5 protein-coding genes are annotated in these 3,581 nt (G+C 69.9%); all 5 read left to right on the forward strand.

Annotated features, from left to right (window positions below; translation table 11 throughout):
* On the forward strand, positions 1–434 hold a 434-nt coding region (locus ACYVE9_RS19170; RefSeq protein WP_461029112.1), incomplete at its 5' end, for a polyphenol oxidase family protein.
* Between the two features lie 3 nt (positions 435–437).
* Positions 438–1,166 (forward strand): YggS family pyridoxal phosphate-dependent enzyme, encoded by a 729-nt coding sequence (locus tag ACYVE9_RS19175; protein WP_461029113.1) that lies wholly within the window; start codon positions 438–440, stop codon positions 1,164–1,166.
* A gap of 122 nt (positions 1,167–1,288) precedes the next feature.
* A complete protein-coding gene (locus ACYVE9_RS19180) occupies positions 1,289–1,912 on the forward strand; it encodes a cell division protein SepF (protein ID WP_461029114.1) in 624 nt (207 codons plus the stop codon).
* A gap of 69 nt (positions 1,913–1,981) precedes the next feature.
* Positions 1,982–2,266, forward strand: coding sequence for a YggT family protein (locus ACYVE9_RS19185; RefSeq protein WP_461029115.1), 285 nt, complete (start codon positions 1,982–1,984; stop codon positions 2,264–2,266).
* Between the two features lie 49 nt (positions 2,267–2,315).
* The gene (locus ACYVE9_RS19190) at positions 2,316–3,509 is read left to right on the forward strand and encodes a DivIVA domain-containing protein (protein WP_461029116.1); all 1,194 of its coding nucleotides are present in this window, start codon (positions 2,316–2,318) and stop codon (positions 3,507–3,509) included.
* The last annotated feature ends 72 nt before the right edge of the window (positions 3,510–3,581 follow it).

A 3,581-nucleotide genomic window follows, 5' to 3' on the forward strand; every position in this document is an offset into this window, starting at 1 on the left:
CGGTGCTGACCGCCGACTGCACGCCGGTACTGCTCGCCGACCCGTCCGCGGGTGTGGTGGGGGCGGCGCACGCCGGGCGCCCCGGCCTGGTGGCCGGTGTGGTGCCCGCGACGGTCGAGCGCATGGTCGAACTGGGAGCGGATCCGGCGCGCACGGTGGCGTGGACCGGCCCCTCGGTGTGCGGCGGTTGTTACGAGGTGCCGGAGCAGATGCGCGCCGACGTGTGCGCCGCGGTGCCCGAGGCGCACGCCGTCACCCGGCAGGGCACACCGGCGGTGGACGTGGCCGCCGGGGTGCGCGCCCAGCTCACCGGGGCGGGAGTGACCGCGGTCCGTGACGCGGGGGTCTGCACGCGGGAGTCGGCGGACCACTTCTCGTACCGCCGGGACCGGGTCACCGGACGGCTGGCGAGTTATGTCTGGCTGGAGGAGTGAGTCATGTCGAACGCCGCCGCGCGCGGAACTGAACTGGCCGCGAACCTGGAGCGGGTGGAGCAGCGGCTGACCCGCGCCTGCGAACAGGCCGGACGGGACCGCTCGGAGGTGACCCTGATCGTGGTCACCAAGACCTATCCGGCGAGTGACGTGCGGTTGCTGGCCGAACTCGGGGTCCGGCACGTCGCGGAGAACCGGGACCAGGACGCGGCACCCAAGGCCGCCGACTGCGCCGATCTGCCGCTCACCTGGCACTTCGTCGGGCAGTTGCAGACGAACAAGGTGCGCTCGGTGGCCTCCTACTGCGACGTGGTGCACTCGGTGGACCGCCTGCGCCTGGTCAGGGCGCTGTCCTCGGCCGCGGAGCGCCGCGACGGTCCGCTGGACTGCCTGGTCCAGGTCGGGCTGGACCGCGAGTCGGGCGAGGGTGCCGGACGGGGCGGCGCCGCCCCGGACTTGGTGCCGGAACTCGCCGCCGCGATCACCGCGGCGCCCGGTCTGCGACTCGCCGGACTCATGACCGTCGCGCCGCTCGCCGGCCCCTACGCGGGTCGGCCGGGGGCCGCGTTCGAACGGCTCCGGGAAATCTCAACGGACCTGCGTGCGACTGATCCTGCTGCCAACATGGTCTCGGCGGGTATGAGCTCGGACATGGAAGAAGCGGTTGCGGCGGGAGCGACACATGTGCGCGTCGGCACTGCGGTACTCGGAGACCGTCCTCGGCTCGGGTAACGTCGCGAAGAAAGTCGGACCACAGCAGAAAATATGGTCATTCCCGATGAAATGGGCGGGCCACGTGGATTTCAGGCCACCGGTGACGGAGCCGATCCACCACTGAGCGGAGGATGCGGAGCATGGCCGGCGCGATGCGCAAGATGGCGGTCTACCTCGGCCTCGTGGAGGACGATGGGTATGACGGCCGGGGTTACGACCCCGATGACGAATTCGAACCCGAGCCCGAGCCCGAGCGGGACCGCCGGCGGCACCAGCCGGTTTCGCCGTCGCACGAGGTGGAACCCGAGGAGCCGGCAAGGGTGGTGCAGCCACCGGCTCAGCGCGAACGTGAGCCGTCCCCCGCGCTGGTCGGCGAAAGCGGGCGAGTCGGGCGGATCGCCCCCGTGTCATCCATCACACCCGAACGCCCGAACCTGGAGAAGAGTGCGCCGGTGATCATGCCCAAAGTCGTGTCGGAACGGGAGCCCTACCGGATCACCACACTTCACCCTCGGACCTACAACGAAGCCCGTACCATCGGGGAACACTTCCGCGAGGGCACGCCGGTGATCATGAATCTGACGGAGATGGACGACACGGACGCGAAGCGACTTGTCGACTTCGCCGCCGGTCTCGTCTTCGGCCTGCACGGAAGCATCGAGCGGGTGACGCAGAAGGTGTTCCTCCTGTCTCCTGCTAACGTCGATGTCACGGCGGAGGACAAGGCCCGCATCGCAGAGGGCGGGTTCTTCAACCAGAGCTGAGTCACGACACCGGATGGACCCCCGGCCGACAGGGCACGGGAAGACCCAGGGGAGAGGGAGTAACGCAGGATGGACATCGCACAACAGGTGATCCTGATCGCGTTGCAGTGCTTTCTGGGCGTGCTGATCTTCCGGCTGGTGATGGACTACGTCTTCATGTTCGCCCGCTCATGGCAGCCCGGCAAGGCGATGGTGGTCGTTCTGGAGGCCACCTACACTGTCACTGATCCGCCACTGAAGCTCCTGCGGCGGTTCATCCCGCCGCTGCGCTTCGGGGGTGTGGCGCTAGACCTGTCCTTCTTCGTACTGATGATCATCGTTTACATCCTGATCAGCGTCGTGGCCAGGCTGTGAGCGAGTACGGTCTTGCCGATATGCCGATGACCTACGTTGAGGTGAAGAGATGCCGCTGACCCCCGAGGACGTGCGGAACAAGCAGTTCACTACCGTCCGCCTGCGAGAAGGCTATGACGAGGACGAGGTGGACGCCTTCCTGGACGAGGTCGAAGCCGAGCTGAATCGACTACTCCGGGAGAACGAGGACCTGCGCGCCAAACTGGCCGCAGCCACCCGTGCCGCTGCGCAGAACCAGCAGCAGCAGGGCATGCGGAAGCAGCAGGAACAGCAGCAGCAGCAGGAGCGCCCCGGTGGCGCCCCCGTTCCCGCCGCCATATCCGGACCGCAGCCGGTCCCGCCCGGCCAGCCGCAGATGGGCGGCCCGCCCCAGCTGCCCGGCGGCGCCCCCCAGCTTCCCGCCGGTCCCGGCGGGCACCAGCAGCAGCACCAGGGCCACCAGCAGCAGCACCAGGGCCAGATGCAGCAGCACCAGCAGCAGCATCAGGGTCACCAGCAGCACCAGGGCCAGATGCAGGGCGGACCGCACGGTCCCGGCCCGATGGGTCACGGTGGCCCGCCGATGGGCGGCCACGGCGGCCCGATGCAGCAGCAGCAGCCCAGCGGCAACAACGAGAGCGCCGCACGTGTGCTGTCGCTGGCCCAGCAGACCGCCGACCAGGCGATCGCGGAGGCCCGTTCCGAGGCCAACAAGATCGTCGGCGAGGCCCGCAGCCGCGCCGAGGGCCTGGAGCGGGACGCCCGCGCCAAGGCCGACGCCCTGGAGCGGGACGCCCAGGAGAAGCACCGCGTCGCCATGGGTTCGCTGGAGTCGGCCCGGGCCACCCTGGAGCGCAAGGTCGAGGACCTGCGCGGGTTCGAGCGTGAGTACCGCACCCGCCTGAAGTCCTACCTGGAGAGCCAGCTGCGGCAGTTGGAGAACCAGGCGGACGACTCGCTCGCTCCGCCGCGGGGCTCGGCTGCCCCCTCGCTGCCCGCGTCACCCTCGATGGCCGGCGCGGGGGCGCCCTCCGGCGGCACCATGGGAGGGCACCAGGGCATGGGCGGCAACCAGTCGATGGGTGGCAACCAGTCCATGGGTGGCCACGGCCACAACCAGGGCGGTCAGACCTACGGCGGTCAGCAGCAGATGTCCCCGGCGATGACCCAGCCGATGTCCCCGGTCCGGCCGCAGGGCCCGCAGCCCATGCAGCAGGCACCGTCGCCGATGCGCGGCTTCCTCATCGACGAGGACGACAGCTGACGAACGGCCCCGTCCGTTAGGGCGGGCAGCGTCACCGGCATATCGCGAGGGCCGGACCCCACCGGGGTCCGG

Source organism: Streptomyces sparsus (assembly GCF_054776295.1).

Excerpts from the sequence above, each read along its gene's own strand:
- ACYVE9_RS19175 (WP_461029113.1), top strand. The coding sequence starts at position 438 with ATGTCGAACGCCGCCGCGCGCGGAACTGAACTGGCCGCGAACCTGGAG.
- ACYVE9_RS19180 (WP_461029114.1), top strand. The coding sequence starts at position 1,289 with ATGGCCGGCGCGATGCGCAAGATGGCGGTCTACCTCGGCCTCGTGGAG.
- ACYVE9_RS19185 (WP_461029115.1), top strand. The coding sequence starts at position 1,982 with ATGGACATCGCACAACAGGTGATCCTGATCGCGTTGCAGTGCTTTCTG.
- ACYVE9_RS19190 (WP_461029116.1), top strand. The coding sequence starts at position 2,316 with ATGCCGCTGACCCCCGAGGACGTGCGGAACAAGCAGTTCACTACCGTC.